At 65.8% G+C, this 19,535-nt stretch carries 21 protein-coding genes and 1 riboswitch; of the genes, 9 read left to right on the top strand and 12 right to left on the bottom strand.

Going from position 1 to position 19,535, the window contains the following annotated elements; genetic code table 11:
- Positions 1-6: 6 nt before the first annotated feature.
- The 3 genes from ACN4F8_RS13790 to soxC all read right to left on the bottom strand — a co-directional run bounded on the left by ACN4F8_RS13790 (position 7) and on the right by soxC (position 2,860).
- Positions 7-339 (bottom strand): c-type cytochrome, encoded by a 333-nt coding sequence (locus ACN4F8_RS13790; protein ID WP_419474123.1) that lies wholly within the window; start codon positions 337-339, stop codon positions 7-9.
- Between the two features lie 108 nt (positions 340-447).
- Complete coding sequence (locus ACN4F8_RS13785) at positions 448-1,533, bottom strand: c-type cytochrome (RefSeq protein ID WP_419474122.1); 1,086 nt, start codon at positions 1,531-1,533, stop codon at positions 448-450.
- Positions 1,517-2,860 (bottom strand): sulfite dehydrogenase, encoded by a 1,344-nt coding sequence (soxC, locus tag ACN4F8_RS13780; protein WP_419474121.1) that lies wholly within the window; start codon positions 2,858-2,860, stop codon positions 1,517-1,519. The genes ACN4F8_RS13785 and soxC overlap by 17 nt, the downstream gene beginning before the upstream one ends.
- A gap of 245 nt (positions 2,861-3,105) precedes the next feature.
- Here soxC and ACN4F8_RS13775 point away from each other — a divergent pair, with 245 nt between their 5' ends.
- Complete coding sequence (locus tag ACN4F8_RS13775) at positions 3,106-3,390, top strand: c-type cytochrome (protein WP_419474120.1); 285 nt, start codon at positions 3,106-3,108, stop codon at positions 3,388-3,390.
- 10 nt (positions 3,391-3,400) lie between these two features.
- The gene (locus ACN4F8_RS13770; RefSeq protein ID WP_419474119.1) at positions 3,401-4,678 is read left to right on the top strand and encodes an FCSD flavin-binding domain-containing protein; all 1,278 of its coding nucleotides are present in this window, start codon (positions 3,401-3,403) and stop codon (positions 4,676-4,678) included.
- Between the two features lie 394 nt (positions 4,679-5,072).
- Here the strand turns inward: ACN4F8_RS13770 and ACN4F8_RS13765 are convergent, their stop codons facing one another.
- Complete coding sequence (locus ACN4F8_RS13765) at positions 5,073-5,375, bottom strand: putative quinol monooxygenase (RefSeq protein WP_069047867.1); 303 nt, start codon at positions 5,373-5,375, stop codon at positions 5,073-5,075.
- 109 nt (positions 5,376-5,484) lie between these two features.
- On the opposite strand from ACN4F8_RS13765, the gene ACN4F8_RS13760 reads away from it, so the two are divergent.
- A complete protein-coding gene (locus tag ACN4F8_RS13760) occupies positions 5,485-6,447 on the top strand; it encodes a helix-turn-helix domain-containing protein (protein ID WP_069047866.1) in 963 nt (320 codons plus the stop codon).
- A gap of 276 nt (positions 6,448-6,723) precedes the next feature.
- Complete coding sequence (locus tag ACN4F8_RS13755) at positions 6,724-7,233, top strand: DUF1993 domain-containing protein (protein ID WP_419474134.1); 510 nt, start codon at positions 6,724-6,726, stop codon at positions 7,231-7,233.
- Between the two features lie 47 nt (positions 7,234-7,280).
- Here ACN4F8_RS13755 and ACN4F8_RS13750 read toward each other — a convergent pair whose 3' ends face one another.
- The 7 genes from ACN4F8_RS13750 to ACN4F8_RS13720 form a co-directional block, all read right to left on the bottom strand.
- On the bottom strand, positions 7,281-7,562 hold the full coding sequence (locus tag ACN4F8_RS13750) for a DUF768 domain-containing protein (RefSeq protein WP_419474118.1): 282 nt from the start codon (positions 7,560-7,562) through the stop codon (positions 7,281-7,283).
- A 29-nt stretch (positions 7,563-7,591) separates the two neighbouring features.
- On the bottom strand, positions 7,592-8,629 hold the full coding sequence (gene fba, locus ACN4F8_RS13745) for a class II fructose-bisphosphate aldolase (protein WP_419474117.1): 1,038 nt from the start codon (positions 8,627-8,629) through the stop codon (positions 7,592-7,594).
- A gap of 25 nt (positions 8,630-8,654) precedes the next feature.
- The gene (locus ACN4F8_RS13740; RefSeq protein ID WP_419474116.1) at positions 8,655-9,323 is read right to left on the bottom strand and encodes a phosphoglycolate phosphatase; all 669 of its coding nucleotides are present in this window, start codon (positions 9,321-9,323) and stop codon (positions 8,655-8,657) included.
- Between the two features lie 118 nt (positions 9,324-9,441).
- Entirely contained in the window at positions 9,442-11,454 is a 2,013-nt protein-coding gene (gene tkt, locus ACN4F8_RS13735) for a transketolase (RefSeq protein WP_419474115.1), read from the bottom strand.
- A gap of 18 nt (positions 11,455-11,472) precedes the next feature.
- Positions 11,473-12,357, bottom strand: coding sequence for a phosphoribulokinase (locus ACN4F8_RS13730; protein ID WP_419474114.1), 885 nt, complete (start codon positions 12,355-12,357; stop codon positions 11,473-11,475).
- A 24-nt stretch (positions 12,358-12,381) separates the two neighbouring features.
- Positions 12,382-13,473: a class 1 fructose-bisphosphatase gene (locus ACN4F8_RS13725; protein WP_419474113.1), complete on the bottom strand. Its 1,092-nt coding sequence runs from the start codon at positions 13,471-13,473 to the stop codon at positions 12,382-12,384.
- Positions 13,474-13,510: 37 nt separating this feature from the next.
- Entirely contained in the window at positions 13,511-14,221 is a 711-nt protein-coding gene (locus ACN4F8_RS13720; protein ID WP_419474112.1) for an HAD-IA family hydrolase, read from the bottom strand.
- A 73-nt stretch (positions 14,222-14,294) separates the two neighbouring features.
- Between ACN4F8_RS13720 and ACN4F8_RS13715 the strand changes: the two genes are divergently transcribed.
- Positions 14,295-15,236, top strand: a complete 942-nt coding sequence (locus tag ACN4F8_RS13715) for a LysR substrate-binding domain-containing protein (protein ID WP_419474111.1) — start codon at positions 14,295-14,297, stop codon at positions 15,234-15,236.
- Positions 15,237-15,270: 34 nt separating this feature from the next.
- Positions 15,271-15,380: riboswitch (TPP riboswitch) on the top strand.
- A gap of 74 nt (positions 15,381-15,454) precedes the next feature.
- Complete coding sequence (locus ACN4F8_RS13710) at positions 15,455-16,771, top strand: purine-cytosine permease family protein (protein WP_419474110.1); 1,317 nt, start codon at positions 15,455-15,457, stop codon at positions 16,769-16,771.
- A 20-nt stretch (positions 16,772-16,791) separates the two neighbouring features.
- Here ACN4F8_RS13710 and thiD read toward each other — a convergent pair whose 3' ends face one another.
- Positions 16,792-17,643, bottom strand: coding sequence for a bifunctional hydroxymethylpyrimidine kinase/phosphomethylpyrimidine kinase (gene thiD / locus ACN4F8_RS13705; RefSeq protein WP_419474109.1), 852 nt, complete (start codon positions 17,641-17,643; stop codon positions 16,792-16,794).
- A 32-nt stretch (positions 17,644-17,675) separates the two neighbouring features.
- Between thiD and ACN4F8_RS13700 the strand changes: the two genes are divergently transcribed.
- The 3 genes from ACN4F8_RS13700 to ACN4F8_RS13690 form a co-directional block, all read left to right on the top strand.
- Positions 17,676-18,764 carry an FAD-dependent oxidoreductase gene (locus ACN4F8_RS13700; RefSeq protein WP_419474108.1) on the top strand — a complete coding sequence of 363 codons (1,089 nt, stop codon included), beginning with the start codon at positions 17,676-17,678 and terminating at the stop codon, positions 18,762-18,764.
- Positions 18,765-18,771: 7 nt separating this feature from the next.
- Complete coding sequence (gene thiS / locus ACN4F8_RS13695; protein ID WP_419474107.1) at positions 18,772-18,969, top strand: sulfur carrier protein ThiS; 198 nt, start codon at positions 18,772-18,774, stop codon at positions 18,967-18,969.
- 8 nt (positions 18,970-18,977) lie between these two features.
- The coding region (locus tag ACN4F8_RS13690; protein WP_419474133.1) for a thiazole synthase at positions 18,978-19,535 on the top strand (558 nt) is incomplete at its 3' end.

Raw genomic sequence — 19,535 nt, 5'->3', positions numbered from 1 at the left:
CGGGGGTTATTGCTCGGGCGCGCCGGCCAGGATCCACCCTGCCAGCAACTTGAGTTCGTCGTCTTTCAGCTGGGCCTGCGCGGGCATGGGCACCGGGCCGTACATGCCGGCTCCACCGGACTTGATGCGCGCTGACACTTTCTCAAGTGCATCGGCCTGGCCTGCGTGTTTGGCCGCCACTTCTTTGAAAGCCGGGCCCACCAACTTCTTGTCCACCGCGTGGCACGCCAGGCAAGCGCTTTTGGACGCGAGTGCCTTGGCCGCGGCGGCGTTCTGGGCCAGTGCTGCGCCGCTGAACAAGGTGAGCAGAGCGGCGCTCAGCATCTGGGAAGAAGACATGGTCATAGGGTAGGCACTCCTGAACAAAGGTGAAATGGGGAATACGAGTAAATGCAAATATTTAAGAAAAACCGTAGTCGAGCGGCAGGAAGGCTCAACGCAGGCCCGTCATTTCGCGCCCGCCGCGATCCACTTGGCAATGGTCGCCGCCTCGGCGGCGCTGAGCTGCGGTTGGGCCGGCATGGGCACCGCACCGAACACCCCCACGCCGCCTTCGCGGATCTTCACCGCGAGGTAGGCCTCCAGGCGCTCCTGGCCTTTGTGTTTGAGCGCAATCTCGGTGAAGCCCGGACCCACGATCTTCTGCGCCATGCCGTGGCAGGCGGTGCAGCTGTTGGCCGCAAGCAGGGCCTTCACATCAATCCCGGCGGGCCTGGCCGCAGCCACCACCACCGGCGTTGCCTTGGGGCCGCTGCCCACGGGCGCGGTGGGCGCGGGTTGGGTGGTGTCGGCGCCGCGCACCGGGCCGATCACGCGGTTCTGCTCCTGGATGTTGCCGTGCGCGTCGCGCGCAAAGTCGGGCAGAAACGAGCGGATGGTGGTCTCCACCGGGCAGTCCTTCATGCAGGCCACGTTCTTCACATCGCCCTTCCCCTCCGCCTTCCACAGCGGCTCGTAGAACACCATGCCGTTGCGGTTGGGCATGCGCTTTTGCACCTCGGCGATGTTCTGGTCGCTCAGCGTGAAGTCGTCCGGCACCACGTGGGCCAGGCTCAAGATGTAGGCCAGCACGCCGTACACCTCGTCGGTCTTGAGCGACTTGGGCGCGTTCCACGGCATGGCGCGGTTGATGTAATCCCATAAGGTTGAAACCGTGGCCACCTTCATCAGGGTGGTCTTCTGCGGAAAGATGCTGCCCGGCTCCAGGTTCTTCACCCGGCCGCGCTCGATGTCGGCCTTGGTCGTGCCACCCACGACGGGGGTGAACACTTCGTTGCTTTCACCAAAACTGCCGTGGCAGGACGCACATTGCGCTTCCCACACCCGCTCACCCAGAGCCACGCTGCCCGCGCCTTTGGGCAGGCCCTTGAAGTCGGGGCGCACGTCGATGTCCCAGGCTTGCACTTCGGCCCTGGTGGCGTTTCGGCCGAGGTCGTGCCAGGGTGGGGTTTGGGCGAAGGAGTGGCCAGCGACCGCGGTCAGGCAGATCAACAGGGCTGAACGAAACGACACAGCTTCAAAACACTTGAACATTGGAGACCTCGCCGTTTTCTGCCACGCGCCACGACTGGATGGCGTTCTGGTGGTACACCGAGCGTGTGCCGCGCACGGCGCGCAGCTGGTTGATCTTGGGCTGCACATAACCTGTGCTGTCGATCGCGCGGCTTTGCAGCACGGCGGGCTTGCCATCCCACACCCAGTCGATGTTGAAGCGCGTGAGCGCCTTGGGCAGCACCGGGCCTTCGATGCGCGCGGTGCGCCAGTTGCGCCCGCCGTCCACGCTCACGTCCACCCGCTTCACCGTGCCCCGGCCCGACCAGGCCAGGCCCGTCACGTTGTAGTAACCCTTGTCCAGCAGCGTCTGGCTGCCCGACGGCGTGGTGATCACGCTCTTGCATTCCTGGATGCCGGTGTACTGGCGGTGCGTGCCGTCGGGCATGTGATCGATGTAGTGGATGGCTTCGTCTTTCGCGGCCCACTTCTGGTCGCCCACCTCCAACCGGCGCAGGTACTTGACCCAGCTCACGCCCTGCACGCCCGGCACCACCAGGCGCAGCGGGTAGCCGTTTTCCGGGCGCAGCATCTCGCCGTTCATGGCCCAGGCCACGATGCAGTCGTCCATGGCGCGGTCGATGTCGATCGTGCGCGTCATCGACGAACCGTCGGCGCCCTCGGCCAGCACGTATTTGCCGTTCTTCTTGTCGTAGCCACACATCTCCAGCAGCGTGGAGAGCAGCACGCCGGTGAACTCGCAGCAGCTCACCATGCCGTGCGTGTACTGCACCGCGGGCAAGGCCACGTTGCCCCACTCGGGCGCGGAATTGGCGCCGCATTCGATGAAGTGGATGCGCGACACGCTGGGCAGGCGCATCAGGTCGTCCATGGTGAACACGCGTTCGCGCTTCACCAGACCGTTGACCATGAGGCGGTGTTTGGAGGGATCGATGTCCCACCAGCCTTGGTGGTGGCGCTCGAAGTGCAGGCCACTGGGCGTGATGATCCCGAACAGGCCCTGCAGCGGCGTGAAGCTGACAGATGCCTGCGGCACGCGCGTGAGGCCCGGGCTCTGGCGGCGCTGCAGGTTGACTTCCCACTGGCTGGGCTTGCCGTAGCCCTCGGTGGCCACGCCCTGCCCCAGGCCGGTGGTGTGTGTGGGCAGTTTCAGAATGGCCTCTTCGCCCTCGGCCGCCACGGCGCGCGTGGCCGCTGTGCTGCTGGCCGCCACGCCCGCGCCCATGGCCAAGGCCCGTCCCATGAAGCTGCGGCGTGCCTTGCGGGCGAGTTCCAGTTTCTCGGCACTCAGGTGGTTTTCGGGGGCGGGGAGCACGCGTCCGATAACGTCGTTCAGGTGGGGCGGCATGGCAATCTTCCTTCTCTGGCGGCCAGGCCGCTGGGGGTGAATGCAACTATATTATTGTTTGCTGATATTTGGATAGGTGGAAACCCGAGCAGGGTTTCCATGTCTTGGGTTGCAAAACACACCCCGTTACGATGCGCCACACCCACAGGGCATCACGGCCTTTGTTCGTTGTGTTTCAAGTGGCTGCTACAGTTTTGGATGCAAATCCTTCAACCACCCTTTTGGAGACGACGATGGGGAATTCAATGAAATGGCTGGCAGCCGCTGTGCTGTGCGCCTCCGCGATCGGGGCGCACGCCCAGGTCAACCAGACCCGCGTGTGGGCCGCGGCCTGCGCCAGCTGCCACGGCACCGACGGACGCGCTCAGCCCGGCATGGCGTCGCTGGCCGGCCGCACCGACCTGCAGAAGATCCTGCTCGAATACAAAGCCGGCACCCGCCCCGCCACGCTGATGCACCAGATCTCCAAGGGTTACACCGACGAGCAACTGGGCCAGATCGCCGCCTACTTCGCCGCACAGAAACCCTGAGGAGCCCGCCATGAAACGTCGTCAATTCGTACAAAGCATCGGCGCGGGCTCCGCACTCGCCGGCATCGGCCTCATGAGCGGCTGCGCCACCACCGGTGGCAGCAGCGCCAAGGTGGTCGTGGTGGGTGGCGGTTTTGGTGGCGCCACCGCCGCCAAATACGTGCGCATGTTCTCCAACAACAGCATCGACGTGACGCTGATCGAGCCCAACGCCGCGTTTGTCTCGTGCCCCCTGTCCAACCTGGTGGTGGGCGGCCACTCCACCATGGCCGAGATCACCACGCCCTACAGCAACCTCACTGCGCGCCACGGCGTGAAGGTGGTGCGCGACATGGTCGACAGCATCGACCCAGTCAAGCGCACGGTGAAGCTGGCCAGCGGCGGAGAGTTGCCCTACGACCGCCTCATCCTCTCGCCCGGCATCGACTTCATGCCCACCCTGCCCGGCATGGCCAAAGCCGGCGCGACCGAGAAGGTGCTGCACGCGTGGAAAGCCGGCCCGCAAACCTCCGCGCTGCGCCAGCAACTCGAAGCCCTGCCCGACGGCGGCACCTACGCCCTCAGCATCCCGCTGGCGCCCTACCGCTGCCCACCCGGCCCCTACGAACGCGCTTGCATGGTGGCCAGCTACTTCAAGGTGGCCAAGCCCAAAAGCAAGGTCGTGATCTTCGACGCCAACGACGACATCACCTCCAAGAAAGGCCTGTTCACCAAGGCCTGGACCGACCACTACGCCGGCATGATCGAGTACCGTCCCAAGCACAAGCTGGTCGATGTGGACGCCGCCACCAACACGCTGAAGTTTGAATTCAACGACGACTTCAAGGCCGGCGTGGCCAACGTGCTGCCCGACATGCGCGCCGGCAACATCGCGGTGAAGACCGGCCTGGCCACGGCCAACGCACGCTGGTGCGAGGTGGACTTTTTGACCTTCGAGTCCAAGGCCCAGAAAAACATCCACGTGCTCGGCGACGCGATCCAGATCGCCCCGGCCATGCCCAAGTCGGGCCACATGGCCAACCAGCACGGCAAGACCTGTGCGGCCGCCGTGGTTTCGCTGCTGCAGGGCCAGGAGCCCCCGGCCAACCCGCTCTACGCCAACACCTGCTACAGCTTCGTGACCGCCAAAGACGTGGTGCACGTGGCCAGCGTGCACAAGTACGACGCCGAGAAAAAGACCATGGTCGCGGTGCCGGGTGCGGGTGGTTTGTCAAGCGCGGCGAGTGAGCTGGAAGGGGCTTACGCCAAGGCCTGGGCGCGCAACATCTGGGCGGATTCGCTGGCTTGATGCCTTCTTTGTCTTCGCCATGAAAAACGCCCCGGTTGTCCGGGGCGTTTTGTTTTGGTTGATTGGGCGTCTGATGTGGGCCCTGAACCGACATCCACGGCCCTGAATCCGGCGTCACGAAGCGGTCGGATCGGTACGCCGGCCGCCCCGTGGAGGGCACACACCGGTAGACGGTGGTCAGGGCGATAGAGGCGCAGCGCGCGGGTTGAGACCGTGCGGGCTAGCCGCCCGCTTCCAGAGGCGGTTTGTGGCTGGGACTACTTCGTCGCGGCCACCGCCGGCAAGCGCGGTTCAATGGGGATCGCTTTGAAGGAGCGGCCCACGAGGACAGGACCTCTTCATCCCTGTCACTCAAGCCATACGGAGCTTCACCTTCGCCGCCGCGGTCAGCTCGTCAGCCAGGCAATTTCGCCGCCAGCAGATCGATCTTCTCGATGTTTGGCGGTGTACTGAGCAAGGCGGCTGCGTTCGCCATCAACGCGGCGGCGATCGGGCCGTGCAGGTGAGCCTCGCGGCCGGCCTCGTCCGCAAAAGCGTCAAAGACGCCGAACGTCGATGGGCCGAACTTCAATGCGAACCAGGCGGTGGTGCCCGATTCGGCGTTGGCGAGCGGCAACGCGCTTCCCAGAAAATCGGCAACGGCGGCTTCCTGGCCAGGCTTGGCTTCGAGGCGGACGAACAGGGCGAACTTGGTCATGTGGTGATCCTCTGGTTGAACGGTTGACAGTGTTGGCGAGTCCGAAGTCTCTGGTACGACGGCAATTTCCGCGAGTGGCAGGAATGCCAACATTGATATCATTTTTGCCATGAATCTACATCTTCTTGTTCTTGATGGCGTGTTCGACCTGGGGTTTGCTGCACTCATGGACACACTGAGCACGGCCAATGAACTGGCGGGCTCGCTCGCACAGGCGCCGCCGCCCATCGACGTCACGGTGGTCGGCGTTCGGCGTCGCGTGCGCACCGCGCACGGTCTGGCGGTACCGGTCGTGCCAGTGCACCGCGTGCAAAACCCTGACGTTGTTCTGGTGCCCGCGCTCGGCGCCAAGATGCCAGACGCGCTCGCCGCGCGTCTCGCGCATGCGGACGTGGCCGATGCGATCGTCGCGTTGCAGCAATGGTCAAGCGCCGGCGCGGCCACTGGCGCCGCCTGCACCGGCACCTTCTTGCTGGCGGAGAGCGCGCTGCTAGATGGCCAGCGCGCCACAACTTCGTGGTGGCTGGCGCCAATGTTTCGGCAGCGCTATCCGCAAGTGGCGCTCGACGAGTCCCGCATGCTTGTGAATTCGGCCGGCTTCACCACGGCCGGCGCCGCCTTGGCCCATCTCGACCTGGCATTGAGCGTCGTGCGCAGCCGTAGCCCGGCGCTGGCGGCTCTGGCGGCGCGATACCTGCTGGTAGAGTCCCGCGGCTCGCAAGCTGAGTTCGTGATCCCCGATCACCTAGCCCATGCCGACCCGGTGGTCGAGCGCTTTGAGGGCTGGGCCAGGCAGCAACTCGCGCACGGGTTCTCTCTCGCCGATGCGGCCATCGCAGCGGGCGCCAGTGAACGCACCTTGGCGCGGCGCGTGCAAAGCGTGTTGGGCAAGACACCCCTCTCGTACTTCCAGGATCTGCGCGTCGAGCGTGCGGTGCATCTGCTGCGAACCGGCAGCGAGAGCGTCGACCAAATCGCCGCACAGATCGGCTACTCCGACGGTGTGACCCTTCGCGCCTTGTTGCGACGCAAGCTGGGCCGCGGCGTGAGGGAGTTGCGCGCACGTGCTTGATCGGCGCCGCGTGGTGCAGGTCGATGAAGTGCCCGAATGCTGCCGGTACTGAACGTCTGCAGATGGCCGAAAGCTGAAGTCTAGCCATGCTGACCACGATCTGCTGCCCGACAAGATGGGATGGCCAGACGCCTGCCGTTGATCTTCCTGCACACGGGTAAAGTTCGGTGCTCGCAACGAAGTCGTCTGGCCAAGGTTTGGACGACGTCAGCCAGACCGATCCACGCGCAAGGCAGCTTGCGCTTCTGCCCCACCACCACAGCGACCCAAATCCCCATGACCAGCCCCATGTACAGCCACTCCGTTCCGGTCTTGAAGCAAATGCTGAACGCGTTGCAAAGCATCCTCGCGCAAGCGGCCGAGCATGCGTCTGCGAAAGCCATTGAGCCAGACGCCTTCCTGCAGGCCCGCCTGTTCCCGGACATGTTTCCATTGATCAAGCAAGTGCAAATTGCTGCCGACTTCTCGCGCGGCATTGCCGCCCGGCTCGCGGGTGTGGAGATTCCAACCATCGACGGCAACCAGACGACATTTGCCGACCTTGACGCACTGCTGAAGGCGACATTGGCATTTCTGGACAGCCTGAACGCGGCGCAGTTTGAAGGCAAGGAGAGCAGCGAAATCGTCCTGCGGCCAGGGACGCCCAAGGAAAAGAAGCTGAGCGGCCAAGCCTATCTGGCCAACTATGGATTGCCTCAGTTCTTCTTTCACGTCACCACCGCCTACGCGATCCTGCGCCACAACGGCGTGCCCATCGGCAAGCGTGACTACATGGGCGCGTACTGAACGTGTGAAACCGGGTTCACCAGCCGCCAAAAGCTTCGCTGCGGGGCTCAGTCGCCGTCTTCGTTCTCCTGCGCAAGTTGGGATTTGAGATGGTAGGTGTTGACGTCAAAGTCTGTGCCGTCCGAGACCGCGGTCAGCACCTGGGGCGCCACGCGCTGGCGCTCCTCCTCGGCCTCGGTGGGTGTGAAGCCGGCCGTGGCTGCTTCGGCGAACAGGGTCTCCAGCAGCCGCTTCGCCTTCGCTTCATGGCTTTCGATGTCGGGGTTGGCGCCGGGCGGGATGTGTTCCTCGATCCAGGCCTCGGCCCACCTCAGAAAACGCTGGCTCATGATGACCTCCTGTTACCTGTGTTGAGTCTTCAGGCGTAGCGCGCGATCATCTTCTCCAGCGGCAGCGGCGCGATCTTGCCCGCCATGCCGGCGCAGCCAAACGACTGAAAACGCGCCTGGCAGATCTCTTTGGCGGCCACGGTTGCGTCCTTGAAGAACTTGCGCGGGTCGAACTCACCGGGGTTCTTCGCCATGGTGCGGCGCATGGCGCCGGTCATGGCCAGGCGGATGTCGGTGTCGATATTGACCTTGCGCACACCGCTTTTGATGCCGCGCACGATTTCTTCCACCGGCACGCCGTAGGTCTCCTTGATGTCGCCGCCGTGTTCACGAATGATGGCCAGCCACTCCTGCGGCACGCTGCTCGATCCGTGCATCACCAGGTGCGTGTTGGGAATGGCCTGGTGAATGGCGACGATGTGGTCCATGGCCAGGATGTCACCGGTGGGTGGGCGGGTGAACTTGTAGGCGCCGTGGCTGGTGCCGATGGCAATGGCGAGTGCGTCCACACCGGTCTGCGCCACGAAGTCTTTGGCCTGCTGCGGGTCGGTCAGCATCTGGTCGTGGGTGAGCTGGCCCTCGGCGCCCACGCCGTCTTCTTCACCGGCCTCGCCGGTTTCCAGCGAGCCCAGGCAACCGAGCTCGCCCTCCACCGACACACCCACCGCGTGCGAGAACTTCACCACATCGCGCGTCACAGCCACGTTGTACTCATAGCTCGCGGGGGTCTTGGCGTCTTCCATCAGCGAGCCGTCCATCATCACGCTGCTGAAGCCGCTGCGGATGGACTGCTGGCACACGGCCGGTGTGGCGCCGTGGTCCTGGTGCATGACGATGGGGATGTGCGGGTACATCTCGATCGCGGCCTCGACCATCTTGCGCAGAAACGGCTCGCCCGCGTACTTGCGCGCCCCGGCGCTGGCCTGCAGGATCACCGGCGCGTTGCTCGCGTCGGCCGCCTGCATGATGGCCTGGATCTGCTCCAGGTTGTTCACGTTGAACGCGGGCACACCGTAGTGGTGTTCGGCGGCGTGGTCGAGCAGTTGGCGAAGCGCGATGAGGGCCATGGGGTTCCTTCAGAAGGCGGATGGTTCAGTTCAGCAAAGCCGAGAAATCGGCGATCACGCGGTCGGGGTTGCAAGCCTCGATGGGCTCGCCCATGTTGTAGCCATAAGGCAGCGCCCACACCGCCACACCGGCGTTGCGCGCAGTGGCCACGTCGATGGACGAGTCGCCCACAAACAGCGCGCGTTCGGCCTTCACGCCGAAGCGTTGCAGGCAGTCGTGCACGGCGGCGGGGTTGGGTTTTTTCACCAGCAGGGTGTCGCCGCTGATCACGCGGTGAAACATGGGCGCGAGCTGGTGCGCGTCCAGCACGGCTTGTGTGTAGCGGCTTTCCTTGTTGGTCACCACGGCCAGCTTCACGCCCGCGGCTTTCAGCACCTGCAAGGTCTCACGCACCTGCGGGTAGAGGTGGCTGCGTGTGCCGCAGCGCTGCTGGTAGTGGCCACCAAACGCGGCTTCGATGGTGGGGAAATCGGCGCTGTGGCGCACGGTGTCGGTGGTGGTGTGGCGGCGGTCGGCCAGGGCCGAGATCAGCAGCTCGCGCGTGCCGTGGCCGATCCAGTCGTTCACCTGGGTTTGCGTCACGGCGGGCAGACCGAACTGCGCCAGCGTGTCGTTGACCGCGTCGGCGATCTCGGGCGCGGTTTCGATCAGCGTGCCGTCGAGGTCGAAGAGGATGAGGTCGTATTGGTTCATGAAAGCGTCCAGGGGTTACCGTTCGCTCTGAGCCTGTCGAAGGGCTCACCAGCACGATGGCGCGAGGGCTTCGACAAGCTCAGCCCGAACGGAACCTTCAGCTCATTCGCGGGGCTCTTCATGTCAGAAGTCCTTTCACTTCTTTGCAAACGCGCGCGGTGGTGATGCCGAAGTGCTCGTACAAGGCCTTGGCCGGCGCCGACTCGCCGAAGCTGGCGATGCCCACCACCGCGCCGGTGCGGCCCACGTACTTGCGCCAGAAATCCGGATGCGCGGCTTCCACCGCCACCGTGGGCAGGTGCAGCGGCAACACGGCGTCCTGGTAAGCGCGCGGTTGCCGGTCGAACACGTTGGTGCAGGGCATGGACACCACGCGGGTGTTGATGCCTTGCGCCGCAAGCGCCTCGTGCGCTTCCATGGCGAGCGACGTTTCGGAACCGGTGGCCACGATGACGGCCCGTGGGTTCGCGCCCTCGGCCAGCACATAGCCACCTTTTCGGATCTTGTCCGCCATCGACGCGTCCGTGAGCCGCGGCAGGTTCTGGCGCGAGAGGCACAGCGCGCTCGGCCCATCTTTGCGTTCGATGGCGCTGGCCCAGGCCACGGCGGTCTCCAGCCCATCGGCCGGGCGCCACACATCGAGCTGCGGAATGATGCGCAGGCTGGGCACGTGCTCTACCGACTGGTGCGTGGGCCCGTCTTCGCCCAGGCCGATGCTGTCGTGCGTGAACACGTGAATGACGCGCAGCTTCATGAGCGCGGCCATGCGGATCGCGTTGCGGCTGTAGTCGCTGAAGGTGAGGAAGGTGCCGCCGTACGGGATGTACCCACCGTGCAGCGCCATGCCGTTCATGACGGCGGCCATGCCGAATTCGCGCACGCCGTAGCTCAGGTGGTTGCCCCAGCGGTCGCGCCCGGCTTTCACGCAGCCTTTGAAGTTGGTGAGGTTGGAGCCGGTGAGGTCGGCGCTGCCGCCGAAGAACTCGGGCACCAGGGTGTTGAGCGCGTCCAGCGCGTTCTGGCTCGCCTTGCGCGTGGCCACCGCATCAGGCTTGGCGGCCACGCCTTCAAACACACCGGCCAGCGCGGGCGCAAAGCTGGCGTGCAGATCGCCGGCCATGCGGCGTTCGAACTCGGCCGCCTCGGTCGGGTACTCGGCGCGGTAGGCGGCAAAACGGCGTTGCCACTCAACCTCCAGCGCCTGCCCCCGGTCCACCGCGTGCCAGGCCAGCGCCACGTCGGTCGGCACCTCGAACGGTGGCGCGGTCCAGCCCAAGGCGTCGCGCGTGGCCTGCACTTCGGCCGCGCCCAGGGCTGCACCGTGCACGTCGTGCGTGCCGGCCTTGTTGGGTGAGCCCTGGCCGATCACGGTCTGGCAGCAAATCAGCGTGGGTTTGCCGTCGGGGCGGCGCGCCTGCGCTTTGGCGGCAATGAGCGCGAGCTCCACTGCCTTCGTGTCGTGGCCATTCACCTTCGGGATCACGTACCAGCCGTAGGCCTCGAAGCGCTGCGGCGTGTCGTCGGTGAACCAGCCTTCGACATGACCGTCGATGGAGATGCCGTTGTCGTCGTAGAAGGCGATCAGCTTGGACAGGCGCAGCGTGCCCGCGAGTGAACACACCTCGTGGCTGATGCCTTCCATCAAACAACCGTCGCCGAGAAACGCGTAGGTGAAGTGGTCGACCACGGTGTGGCCGGGGCGGTTGAATTCGCTGGCCAGTTGTTTCTCGGCCAGCGCCATGCCCACCGCGTTGCCGATGCCCTGACCCAGCGGGCCGGTGGTGGTTTCCACACCCGGGGTCACACCCACCTCGGGGTGGCCAGCGGTCTTGCTGTGCAGTTGGCGAAAGGCCTTGAGCTCGCTCATCGGCAGGTCGTAGCCGGTGAGGTGCAGCAGCGCGTAGATCAGCATGGAGCCGTGGCCGTTGGACAGCACGAAGCGGTCGCGGTCGGGCCAGTGCGGGTTGGCGGGGTTGTGTCGCAGGTGGCGGTTCCACAGCACCTCGGCAATGTCGGCCATGCCCATGGGCGCGCCCGGATGACCGGAGTTGGCCTGCTGCACCGCGTCCACCGCCAGCATGCGGATCGCGTTGGCCATCTGGCGGGCGAGTTCGTTTGAGGGGTTTTTCATGGGCGTGTTTTCTGGTCTTCAGGCGAGACCGATGGCCCGCTTTTTCCGCTCCACCATCCGCCAGATGAAGGGCGTGAAGATCAGTTGCATCGCCAGTTCCATCTTGCCGCCGGGCACCACGATGGTGTTGGCGCGGCTCATCCACGAGCCGTGCACCATGTTCATCAGGTACTGGAAGTCGATCCCCTTGGGCTTGGCGAAACGGATCACCACCATGCTCTCGTCGGCGGTGGGCACGTCGCGCGCAATGAAGGGGTTGCTGGTGTCCACGATGGGCACGCGCTGGAAGTTCACGTGCGTGTGCTGGAACTGCGGGCAGATGTAGTTCACGTAGTCGGGCATGCGGCGCAGGATGGTGTCGGTCACCGCGTCGGCGCTGTAGCCGCGCATGTTCTTGTCGCGCCAGAGTTTCTGGATCCACTCCAGGTTGATCACCGGCACCACGCCCACCAGCAGGTCGGGGTGCTGCGCCACGTCGACCTCGGGTGTCACCACCGCGCCGTGCAGGCCTTCGTAGAACAGCATGTCGGTGTTCTCGGGCAGCGGCTCCCAGGCGGTGAAGGTGCCAGGCTCCTGCTGGTAGGGCGCAGCTTCCTCGGTGTTGTGCAGGTACTTGCGGCTCTTGCCGGTACCGGTGGCGCCGTAGGTCTTGAACAGGCTGGCGATCTCGTCGAACAGGTTGGCCTCGGCACCGAAGTGGCTGAAGTTGAGGTTGCCGGCTGCTTCGGCCTCGGCCATCTTGAGCTTCATTTCCTTGCGATCGAAGCGGTGGTAGCTGTCGCCCTCGACGATGGCGGCACTCACACCTTCGCGGCGGAAAATGTTCTGAAAGGTCCGCGTGACGGTGGAGGTGCCGGCTCCAGATGAACCTGTGATCGCAATGATGGGGTGGCGCTCTGACATGACATTTCCTCAGTTGTTGTGTTCTCAGTCGCGAAACAGGGAGCGCTCGGCGAACAGCGGGTTGCTCTTGTCCTTGAAGGCCTGTGGCTCGGCGTGGTAGCGCTCGATCCGCTCAACCTCGTGTTTGGAGCCGAACACCAGGCCAATGCGTTGGTGCAGGTCGGTGGGCTGCACGCCCAGCATGGGTTCGCGCCCGGTGCTGGCGCGGCCGCCCGCCTGCTCCATCAGCATGCCGACCGGGTTGGCTTCGTACAGCAAGCGCAGCCGCCCGGGTTTGCTTGGGTCTTTGGTGTCGCGCGGGTACATGAACACGCCGCCGCGCATGAGGATGCGGTGCGCCTCGGCCACCATGCTGGCGATCCAGCGCATGTTGAAGTCCTTGCCGCGCGGCCCGGTCTTGCCGGCCAGGCACTCGTCCACATAACGTTTGACTGGCGCCTCCCAGAAACGGCTGTTCGACGCGTTGATGGCGAACTCGTGCGTGTCTTCGGGGATGCGGATGTGCGGGTGCGTGAGCTTGAACTCGCCCAGGTTGGGATCGAGCGTGAAGCCGTGGACACCGCTGCCCACGGTGAGTACGAACATGGTGGTGGGGCCGTAGAGCGCATAGCCGGCGGCCACCTGCTGGGCGCCGGGCTGCAGGAAGTCGTTCACCACCACCTCGCGGCCCGAGTCGATCACATCCCTGGGTGCGCGCAGCACGCTGAAGATGCTGCCCACCGACACGTTCACGTCGATGTTGCTCGACCCATCGAGCGGGTCGAACACCAGCAGGTACTTGCCGCGCGGGTACTCCGGCGGAATCGGATACGGCTGCTCCATTTCTTCCGACGCCATGCCCGCCAGGTGCCCGCCCCACTCGTTGGCCTTGATGAACATGTCGTTGCTGATCACGTCGAGCTTCTTCTGCGTTTCGCCCTGCACGTTGACGCTGTCGCCACCGCCGTGGTTGCCCAGCATGTCGCCCAGGGCGCCAAAGGCCACGCTGCGCGCAATGGCCTTGCAGGCCAGCGCCACGTCGAGGATGAGCGCGTTGAAGTCGCCGCTGGCGTGTGGGTAACGGCGCCGCTCCTCGATCAGGAACTGGGTCAGGGTGGAGCGTTTGGACAGGGGCATCGGGGCGGTCTCGTTGTTGTTGTCCTGGGGAAAAGGCTCAGGCCTGGGCATGCCATTGGCGCAGTTGCGCCAGCCCGACGGCGCCGAGGTCGGGCACCACCCGCAAGGCGCCGCTGAAATCGTGGTGGTCGGTGAAGCTGTTGGGCGTGATCACGGTGCGAAGGCCCGCGGCCGTGGCGGCTTGCAGGCCATTGGCCGAGTCTTCGAACGCCAGGCAAGCCGAGGCGGGCAGCCCCATGTCGCCCAGCACCTGCAGGTACACCTGCGGATGCGGTTTTTTGATGGGCGAGGAAGACGCGTCGCCCACCGCCAGGAAGTGGCTGCGCCAGCCATCTCCGATCGCGGTGCGCAGCAGTGCCGCAATGTTCACCGGCGAAGTGGTGGTGGCAATCGCCAGTTGCAGGCCTTGCGCACGCGCTTCGCTCATGAGCGCGAGCACCCCGGGTCGCAATTGCACGGCACCTTCGCGCACCGCGTTCTCGTAGTACGCCGTCTTGAGCTCGTGCAGCCGGTCAATGGTGGCTTGAACCGCACCGGCGCCCAGTTCGGTCAGATCGGGTTGCACGCTGCGCCAGTGGTGGAGCATGCGTTCCTTGCCGCCGGAAATCTCCAGCAGGCGGGTGTAGAGCGCGGTGTCCCAGCGCCAGTCCAGACCCTCCAGTTCGAAGGCGTGGTTGAAGGCCGCCAGGTGCACACGTTCGGTGTCCGCCAGGGTGCCGTCGACATCAAAAATCAGGGCTTTGAGCATTTGACCCACTGTAGGGATGGGTTGAAATAAGGTAAATTCACGATTCGTTGAACTTCGATTAAGTGAATGCTGAATGAAGAACGCCACTTTTCGCCAGCTGCGCGTGTTCAACGAGGTCGCCCGCTACCTGAGTTTTGCGCGCGCGGCCGAGGTGCTGCACCTCACGCCGCCTGCGGTCACCATGCAGATCAAGGAGCTGGAAGGCCATGTGGGCCTGCCGCTTTTTGACCGGCGCGGACGCCAGGTCACGCTCACCACGGCAGGCGAATACATGCTGGTCTACGCCCGCAAGGTGCTGGCCACGCTGAAAGACGCGGAAGACGCCGCCGCGCGCCTGCAGCGGCTGGAGGTGGGCATACTGACCATCGGCATGGTGAGCACGGCGCAGTACTTCCTGCCGCGCCTGCTGGCCGAGTTCCAGCGCGATCACGAAGGCATCGAAATCAAACTGGCGGTGGGCAACCGCGAGCAACTGGTGAAGATGCTGCAAGGCAACGAGGTGGACATCGCCGTCATGGGCCGCCCCCCGACCGAACTGGCCACGCGCGCCGAGCCTTTTGCCGCACACCCACACGTGTTCGTTGCCCCTGTGGACCACCCCTTGCTCAAGATCGGTCACCCCACGGCGGATTCGCTCAGACCCTATGGTTTCATCCTGCGCGAGCGCGGCTCGGGCACGCGCGCGGCGATGGAGAAGTTTCTCGAACGCACGCACATGGAGCTGCGCGTGGTGATGGAGATGTCGAGCAACGAGACCATCAAGCAGGCGGTGATGGCCGGCATGGGCATCAGCTTTTTGTCGCTGCACACCATCGGCCTGGAGCTGGAGCGCCAGCTCATCGCCGTGCTGGACGTGGAGGGCAGCCCGGTGGTGCGCGGGTGGAACGTGGTGCACACGCTCTCCAAGGTGCTCTCGCCTGCGGCCGAATCGTTCCGGTATTTCATGCTGGAGCGGGCCGAGAGTTATCTGGCGGACCACTATGGGCGGTTCATGCGGCTGACGCCAGCCGGCTAGAGCCAAACCGTATACTCCACCCCGTGCCGCAAGGCACATCCGCTAGGGGTGTTGTGCCCGGGTTTTTCGCCCGGGTGCGACTGAGAAAGTCCCTTTGAACCTGATTGAGGTAATCCTCGCGCAGGGAAGCAGGCCGATGCCTTTCACCACCGTCGCCCAGCGCTGCGGTTGACGTATCCGGCCCAGCCCACCTGCCTCAAATTGCATGGAGCAAATTGATGGCACCCGACCATTCCGCACCCGCCAACCTGGCCCTCACCCCCGTGCCGCAGGGCGACCGGGTCTTCCATTTCCACGAACACGCCGCGCTCTGGTTCAGCCTGGGCACAGGCCTGCTGGTCATGCAGATCGGCGCCTACCTGGTGCCAGCCGTGGGCACGCAAGACGCGCTGATCGCCATCGTGCTGGGCTCGCTCATCGGCGCCGGCCTGCTGGCCTGGACCGCGCGGCTGGGCTGCCAGACCGGGCTGGCCAGCGCGGGCCTCATGCACGCCACCTACGGCAGCGCGTTTGCGCGCCTGCCGGTGCTGCTCAACATCGCACAGCTCGTGGGCTGGACCACGTTTGAGCTCGTGATCATGCAGGAGGGCACGGTGGCCATCCTCAAACAAGCGCTGGGCAGCGAGCCCGGTGGCCTGCTCGACGGCACCGGCGGCAAGCTGCTCGCCACACTGCTCTGGGGCGGTGTGCTGATCGCACTCATGGCCGGCTCCATGCTCAAGCTGGTGCGCAAGTTCGTCAGTCGCTTCGGCCTGCCGCTGGTGATTGCCTCGCTGGCCTGGCTCACCTGGCAGTTCGGCACGCGCCTGCAGGCGCAGGGCTTCGAGGCTTTCTGGAACCGCCCGGGTGCCGGTGGCATGGGCCTGTTTTCCGCCATGGACCTCGTGATTGCCATGCCGGTCTCGTGGCTGCCGCTGGTGGCCGACTACGCGCGCCACGGCAAACGCGCCGCCACCACGCTGGGTGGCACCTGGCTGGGTTACGCGCTGGCCAACATGTGGTGCTACGCGCTGGGTGTGCTGGTGGTGAGCACGGTGGAGCCGGGCACCAACCTGGTGGGCGCGCTGCTGCTCGCGCAGGGTGGCCTGATCGCGCTCGGCCTGATCCTGCTCGACGAGATGGACAACGCCTACGGTGACGCGCACTCGGGCGCGGTCTCGGTGCACAGCCTGCAACCGCGCTGGGACATCAAACGCGCCGGCCTGGCCTTTGCCGCCGTGTGCACGGTGCTCGCGCTGTTCCTGCCGATCCACGCGATCGAGCCCTTCCTGCTGCTGCTGAGCTCGGTGTTCGTGCCGCTGTACGGCGTGATCCTGGGTCGCCTGGGCAGCGGCGCGGTGGTGCCGAGCGTGACCGCGCGCACGGTGGACTGGAGCGCGGCGGCGGTGTGGGTGGCGGGCATCGCCTGCTACCACCTGCTCAAGCAGTACGCGCCCGACCTGGGTTCCGCCCTGCCGACGTTGGCCTTCACCTTCTTGCTGGCCACGCTCTCGCGGCCACGCAAAGCGGGTGGCCTCACCCCCGCACGGGCCTGATGGTCAAGCCACGCCGCGCTTCAAACCCGAAGGCTCTTGCGCTGGGAGAGCGGCGCGAAGCCGTGGTTGAGCGGGCCATGGCCGGCGCCGGTGTACACATCGGCGCCCTGCGCAATGGCTTGCAGGATGTAGCGGCGCGCCAGCGCCACGGCCTGGTCCAGCGGCTCACCGAGCGCCAAATGGGCGGCGATGGCCGACGACAGCGTGCAGCCCGTGCCGTGTGTGTTGCGGCTCTCGATGCGCGGCGAAGCGAGTCGTTGCACCGGGCCGACGCCAGTGACCAGCAGATCGGCCACTTCAATGCCCGGCAGGTGCCCGCCCTTGAGCAACACCGCCGGTGCGCCCATGGCGAGCAGATCGCGCGCAGCGGCCTCGAGCTCGTGCGCCGACTCGATGGTGCGGCCGAGCAGCAAGGCGGCTTCGTCCAGGTTGGGCGTGATCACCGTGGCCAGCGGGAACAGCTCGTGCACCAGCACCTGCACGGTGGTGGGGGTGATAAGGGTGTCGCCCGACGTGGCCACCATCACCGGGTCGAGCACAACGCGTTGCACCTGGTAGTGCTTCAGCGCCCAGGCCACCGTGCGCACGATATCGGGCGCGTGCAGCATGCCGATCTTCACCGCGTCCACGCCGATGTCGTCGAACACGGCGCACAGCTGTGCCTTGAGCATCTCGGGCGGCACGCCGTGGATGGCACTCACGCCCAGCGTGTTCTGCGCGGTCAGCGCGGTGATCGCCGTCATGCCGTAACAGCCCAGCGCGGCAAACGTTTTCAGATCGGCCTGGATGCCGGCTCCACCTCCGCTGTCGGAGCCGGCGATGGACAGGACGCGGGTGTAGCGGCGGGGTTCGCTGTGAGCTTGATAAGGCATGGCGCGCATTGTGGCAGCGCTCAAGGACATTGATGACGATCTCGAACAATTCCACCGCCGTGGTGCTCGGCGCCGGCCTCATGGGCCGGCTGCTCGCTTGCGCGCTGGCGCAGCGCGGGCACCGGGTGGAGGTGTTCGACGCGGGTGGCCCGCTGGCTGAAAACGCCGCCGCGCGCGTGGCCGCGGCCATGCTCGCACCCCTGGCCGAATCGGCCGTGACCGAACTCCCCGTGGTGCGCATGGGCCAGCACGGTTTGACGCGCTGGCCGCAGCTGCTGGCCGAGCTGGAACAACCGGTGTTCTTTCAACAAAGCGGCACGCTGGTGCTGTGGCACCGGCAGGACGCACCCGAGGCCGAGCGCTTCTGGGGCCAGCTCGCACGCACCTCGACCGCCCTGCCCTCGCTGCCGCACGCGCAGCGTTTGAACGCCACCGAACTCACCACGCTGGAGTCCGCGCTGGAACACCGCTTTGCCCAGGGCCTGTACCTGCCCCACGAGGGCCAGCTCGACAACCGCGAACTGCTGGCCGCGCTCGCGCACCAGATGCAGTTGCTCGGTGTGACCGTGCACTGGCACGCACCGCGCACACCCGACGAGGTCGACCCCGGTCCGGGCGCCTGGCTGTTCGACTGCCGTGGCCTCGGCGCCCAGCCGCAGTGGAACGCGTTGCGCGGCGTACGCGGCGAGGTGGCGCGCGTGCACGCGCCGGGCGTGAGCCTCTCGCGCCCCACACGCCTGCTGCACCCGCGCTACCCGCTCTACATCGCGCCCAAGCCGGGCGGCATGTTCGTCATCGGCGCCACCGAAATCGAGTCCGACGACCTCTCGCCCGCGAGCGTGCGCTCCACGCTGGAGCTGCTGAGCGCGGCCTACACCGTGCACCCCGGTTTTGGCGAAGCGCGCATCATCGAGATGGGTGTGCAGCTGCGCCCCACCCTGCCCGACAACCTGCCCGAGATCCGCCTGAGCGCACCGCGCCGCCTGCAGATCAACGGCCTGTACCGCCACGGCTTCTTGATCGCACCCGCCATGCTCGATGCCGCCCTGCAGGCCATGGACAATGGAGACTCCGCGCTGGCCGAACAATGGGGCCTCTCGCTGCAGCACACCGCCCACTGACACCCACATGAACGTCTTCATCAACCACGAACCCCGCGAGCTGCCCGAGGGCACCACGCTGGCCGACGCGCTGCGGGTGTGTGATCCGCCAGCTGTGTTCGCGGCGGCGGTCAACCTGCAGTTCGTGCCGCGCGGCAGCTACGCGCAGCAGGTGCTGACTGAAGGCGACCGCATCGAAATCATTGCCCCGATCACGGGAGGCTGAACATGGACATGACCCATCCGCCCACACACGGCGATCCGCTGATCCTCTACGGCGAGGTGTTCCAGAGCCGCCTGATGCTCGGCACCTCGCGCTACCCCTCGCCCGCCACACTGGAAGCCGCTGTGAAAAGCGCGCAGCCCGCCATGCTCACCGCCTCGCTGCGCCGCCAGGGCGCGGTGCAGCCCGAGGCCGGCGCGGCGTTCTGGAAACTGCTGCAAGACCTCGCGGTGCCGGTGCTGCCCAACACCGCCGGCTGCCACAGCGCGCAGGAAGTCATCACCACCGCGCAGATGGCGCGCGAGGTGTTCAACACGCCGTGGATCAAGCTCGAACTCATTGGCGACGACTACAGCCTGCAGCCCGACACGCTCAACCTGGTGGACTGCGCGCGCCAGCTCATCAACGAGGGCTTCAAGGTGCTGCCCTACTGCACCGAAGACCTGGTGCTGTGCCAACGCCTGGTCGACGTGGGCTGCCAGGCCGTGATGCCCTGGGCCGCGCCCATCGGCACCGGGCGCGGCCCGGTGAACCCCTACGCCATGCGCCTGCTGCGCGAGCGCCTGCAG

This window comes from Hydrogenophaga sp. (assembly GCF_048549895.1).
GTDB lineage: Bacteria > Pseudomonadota > Gammaproteobacteria > Burkholderiales > Burkholderiaceae_C > Hydrogenophaga.
This window is presented reverse-complemented; position numbering and strand designations above follow the sequence as displayed.